This is a genomic window from Bacillus sp. JJ1474, assembly GCF_036965225.1.
In the GTDB taxonomy this organism is placed as follows: domain Bacteria; phylum Bacillota; class Bacilli; order Bacillales; family Cytobacillaceae; genus Cytobacillus.
The window spans coordinates 1-4404 of sequence record NZ_JBALPC010000002.1 but is presented as its reverse complement, the minus strand read 5'-3'; the positions used below and the strand labels follow the sequence as shown (position 1 = coordinate 4404).

The following is a 4404-nucleotide window of genomic DNA, read 5'->3' as shown; positions in this document are numbered from 1 at the left end:
TGATGATAGAAGGTGTATGAAATGAAACCAATAAATGATCATCTAAAAGAAAATCTACATCTAGTATTTGTTGGCTTTAATCCAAGTATCCGTTCATCAGAAACCGGCCATCATTTTGCCAATCCGAATAATCGTTTTTGGAAAATTCTTCATGAATCAGGTTTGACCCCAAGGAAATTTGCTGCAACCGAGGATTATAAAGTGCTAGATTTAGGTTATGGAATGACAAACATTGTGCCCAGACCAACGAAGGCTGCAGATGAAATTACGAAAGAAGAATATGAAGCAGGTAGAATCGAGCTTTTAAGAAAAATAAATGATTATAAACCGAAGATTGTCTGTTTTGTCGGAAAGGGAGTTTATCAGGAATTTAGCAAGAAAAAGTCCATTCCTTGGGGGAAGCAAGAGGAATCAGTAATTCCCGGCACAATTGATTTTGTTGCACCGTCATCCAGTGGGTTAGTTCGAATGAAAATAGAGGAGATTATTCAAATTTATTCTGAGTTGCCTAAGCTGCTATCTTAATTATGAAATGAATCAAAGGGAGATCAACAAGTGGAAACATTTACGGAAAAAGCCATACTTATCATTAAAAATATCCCAGCTGGAAAAGTGATGACTTATGGGCAAATTGCGAAGCTTGCAGGCAGTCCGAGAGGGGCAAGGCAAGTAGTAAGAATTCTGCACTCCATGAGCAAAAAACATCAACTTCCTTGGCATCGTGTGATCAATTCAAAAGGGGAAATTGGTTTAAAAGATGATGAGCATTATTCAGTTCAAAGACTTTCTTTAGAGAGTGAAGGGGTAGAATTTAAACTGAATGGAACGATTGATCTAAATCTTTATTTGTATGAACCAAACCTTAACTATTATTAAAAGAAAAAAGGAGGTTTTTCTAAATAGAACCTTCCTTTTTCTCTACATCAAATAGACTATTTCGTTCTTCCTGCATATTCTTCAATTATTTCAATCGTCACATGCTTCCTTGCAGGTATAATTCCCTGTTTAGCTAGGTCGTTAATCCTCGCTGTCACTTCATTTATTTTATCTGCTGTGAAGGGTTTACCTTCTCTGCAATGTTGAAGAGCTTGTTCAATATAATATTCCCTTTGCTGATTTAAAGCCATAAATTCAATAATCCGCTTGTTTTGTTTATTGACATGCTTCGTTATCTCTTTATGCACACTCGTGCTATCACTCTCCTTATTCCATATACCATAACAGCTTTGCTAGTTGCGTTAAGAGAAAAATTACTCTTTTACAAGAATTCATTTTTATTAAAATTTATTGAAATTCTGTTTGATTTCATACTGATCAATTTAGCAGAATACAATAAAATATTGAATGAAAAACACTACTTTTTCCTCATACTGGAAATAGAGGGATTCACCTTTCAAAGAAGAATTGTATTAAACATAAATAGAAGAAAGGTGTTGAAATCATTGAAAAATCCAATGAAATTTAGTCTTAGTCTTTTATTGATTTTCATGCTTGCTTTCGTTCCTCAAATAAACCCAGAGAAACCGGTCGTTCAGGCAACTGAAGAAGGAGGAGCGCTGGTTCAGGAACTAAATCAGCTCCTCAATAATGATCCTGATTTAAAGGGAGCACTAGCTGGTGTAAGTGTTCGATCAGCCGAGACAGGGGAGTTGCTGTATGATCATATTGGAGATATTCGCTTAAAGCCTGCCTCTAATATGAAACTGCTAACCGCTGCAGCTGCTCTATCAACATTAGGGGAAAATTACAAATTCTCAACTGAACTGCTTACTGACGGTTCTGTAAAAGGGGTAACATTGCAAGGAAATCTCTATCTAAAAGGAAAAGGAGATCCGACATTATTAAAAGCGGATTTCGATCAATTTGCAAGGAAGATTAAAGATTTGGGAATCGGTATTATTCATGGTGATTTAGTTGCTGATGATACGTGGTATGATGATATCCGCTATTCTATGGACTTAACTTGGAATGATGAAACTTATTATTATGGAGCTCAAGTTTCAGCTCTAACGGCTTCACCAAATGAAGATTATGACGCTGGAACCGTTATTGTTGATGTAAATCCAGGGAAAAATACAGGTGTAGAACCTATTGTTACATTAGAACCAAAAACGGATTATGTAAACATTATTAATAACGCCAAAACAGTTGCAAAAGACGGGAAGAAAAGCATTTCAATAGAACGTCAGCACGGGACAAATAATATTATTATTGAAGGCACTATTCCATTAGAAGCGAGCAGAGCGAGAGAATGGATGGCTGTTTGGGAGCCTTCTGGTTATGCACTTGATTTATTCAAACAATCATTATTAGAGCAAGGAATAAAATTAAATGGGAAAGTGCGAACAGCAGCTGCACCTGAGGGAGCAAATGTATTAGTCAGTCACCAATCAATGCCATTATCTGAATTACTTATTCCTTTTATGAAATTAAGCAATAATGGACATGCAGAAGCAATAATAAAAGAAATGGGCAAAGTTGTTAAAGGAGAAGGCAGCTGGGATAAAGGCATTGAAGTGCTGAAAGAGGAGCTTATCAAATTAGGGATTAACACTAACACACTCGTTCTTAGAGATGGCTCTGGTATTTCCCATGTGAATTTAATACCTGCAAATGAAATTTCCAAGCTCTTGTTTGCTGTTCAAGACAAGGAATGGTATGAAAGCTATTTGACATCATTGCCTATTGCAGGGGCGACTGATCGAATGGTAGGAGGAACACTTCGAAATCGAATGATTAATTCTGTTGCACAAAACAAAGTAATGGCGAAGACTGGCTCCATTTCTACTGTCAGCTCATTATCTGGTTATGTGGATACGAAGAGCGGCGAAAGACTTATATTTTCAATTGTTTTAAATAATTTAGTTAACGGTTCAAAGGGGAAAGTAATCGAGGATAAAATTGCAGTTATTTTAGCAGAACAATAGATTTAAAAAAGCGGATCCAATTGGACCCGCTTTTTTATATTAAGCTTTAGCAGCTTGAACGTCTAATGAAATTTTCACCTTATCCCCTACAAGGACACCGCCTGTTTCCAGAGCAGAGTTCCAAGTTAAACCATAATCACTGCGCTTAATAGCTCCTTCAACAGTGAAGCCAACCTTATCGTTGCCCCATGGATCTTTACCTGTACCTTCATAACTAACCTCAAACGTTTCCGTTTTCGTTACTCCGCGAATTGTTAAATCGCCAGTTACATCATATTCGCCATCACCATTATTTACAATCTTAGTAGATTGGAAGGTCATAGATGGGTTATTTTCCACATCAAAGAAGTCACCTGAACGAAGATGGTTATCACGATCAGCATTACGTGTATCAATGCTTGCAAGATCAACTGTAAATTGAATGTTTGCTGACGTTAAGTCCGTAGGATCTGCTTCAATCACTGCATCGAATTGATTAAAAGTTCCTTTCACATTCGCAATCATCATATGCTTGATAGAAAAATCAACGCTGCTGTGTGCTGGATCAAGGGCCCATTTTGAATTTGTCATTTTAGTTTCCTCCTAATTTTCGCTTGAATTTATTTTATTTGAATTCGAGATAACTTAATTCTAAATAAATTATATGAACACTTCCTCTATTTGTCAATAAAAAAATTTAAAATATTGGCCTTTTTCATGATTTATTATGGGAAGTGTTACAATAACAATAATGAATTGGAAAGTCTAACTGAATGAGGGATAACATTGAACCAATTGGAACTAACCTACCGGAATGCTGTTGAAAATACAAAAGCCAAAATTTTAAATGATATAGCATTATATTTGGGCAGTAAAGATAAGATGCCAGCTTATGAAGACTATGTTTTAGAAAGAAGTAGCTATATTAATCAATTATGGTTAAATGTCTGGTTAAATAAATCTACCGGGAGCGTGTCTAGACAGACAAAAAAGGATTATTTAAAAGGGAAAGGTTACGAAACTGAGAATGTAGACAAGAAATTAATAAACCATCTCTTCCGAACTCAAATGCGTACATATAAGCCATTTCATGCGCTTGAATGGTTAAACAAGAAATGGGAAGCAGAGGAAATAAATTGGGAAGTGAAATATAGAGAAGCTAGGGAAGACTTTTTACAAAAAGAAGAAGAAAGGCTACTGCATGAATCAATTCAGAATTTCCAGGAAAAATTCATTCAGGAAATAGAATGCATCATTAATAAANNCCTTATAAAAGATCTGCAAAGCGAAGTAAAGTATAAAAAGATTGACACAATTGCACTCGAAGAAAAACTTAAAATGATCGGTGTTTTCGATCCTGCTGATTATTCTTATGTCAGCGATTTTTTTGAAGAATTAACAGGGGATATTCACAAAACCTCTCATTGGGGTCGCCAGTATTTTGAATACGAAACTTATTTTGATCGATATTTACAGAAAACAGCAAGCTATTTAAAAG

At 35.6% G+C, this 4404-nt stretch carries 5 protein-coding genes; 3 read left to right on the top strand and 2 right to left on the bottom strand.

The genetic code is table 11. The features are described from left to right. The first annotated feature begins 21 nt into the window (after positions 1 to 21). A complete protein-coding gene (gene mug / locus V7164_RS00680) occupies positions 22 to 525 on the top strand; it encodes a G/U mismatch-specific DNA glycosylase (protein WP_335345446.1) in 504 nt (167 codons plus the stop codon). Positions 526 to 555: 30 nt separating this feature from the next. Further along, the gene (locus V7164_RS00675; RefSeq protein ID WP_335345445.1) at positions 556 to 876 is read left to right on the top strand and encodes an MGMT family protein; all 321 of its coding nucleotides are present in this window, start codon (positions 556 to 558) and stop codon (positions 874 to 876) included. Positions 877 to 932: 56 nt separating this feature from the next. Here the strand turns inward: V7164_RS00675 and V7164_RS00670 are convergent, their stop codons facing one another. Then, a complete protein-coding gene (locus V7164_RS00670) occupies positions 933 to 1184 on the bottom strand; it encodes a DUF2533 family protein (protein WP_335345444.1) in 252 nt (83 codons plus the stop codon). 258 nt (positions 1185 to 1442) lie between these two features. Between V7164_RS00670 and dacB the strand changes: the two genes are divergently transcribed. Beyond that, positions 1443 to 2927, top strand: coding sequence for a D-alanyl-D-alanine carboxypeptidase/D-alanyl-D-alanine endopeptidase (dacB, locus tag V7164_RS00665; protein ID WP_335345443.1), 1485 nt, complete (start codon positions 1443 to 1445; stop codon positions 2925 to 2927). 39 nt (positions 2928 to 2966) lie between these two features. Here the strand turns inward: dacB and V7164_RS00660 are convergent, their stop codons facing one another. Beyond that, positions 2967 to 3497, bottom strand: a complete 531-nt coding sequence (locus V7164_RS00660; RefSeq protein ID WP_335345442.1) for a YceI family protein — start codon at positions 3495 to 3497, stop codon at positions 2967 to 2969. Positions 3498 to 4404: the final 907 nt, after the last annotated feature.

Bases quoted from the DNA above. Each gene is read 5' to 3' on its own strand.
- mug (WP_335345446.1), top strand. From the start codon at position 22: ATGAAACCAATAAATGATCATCTAAAAGAAAATCTACATCTAGTATTT.
- V7164_RS00660 (WP_335345442.1), bottom strand. From the start codon at position 3,497: ATGACAAATTCAAAATGGGCCCTTGATCCAGCACACAGCAGCGTTGAT.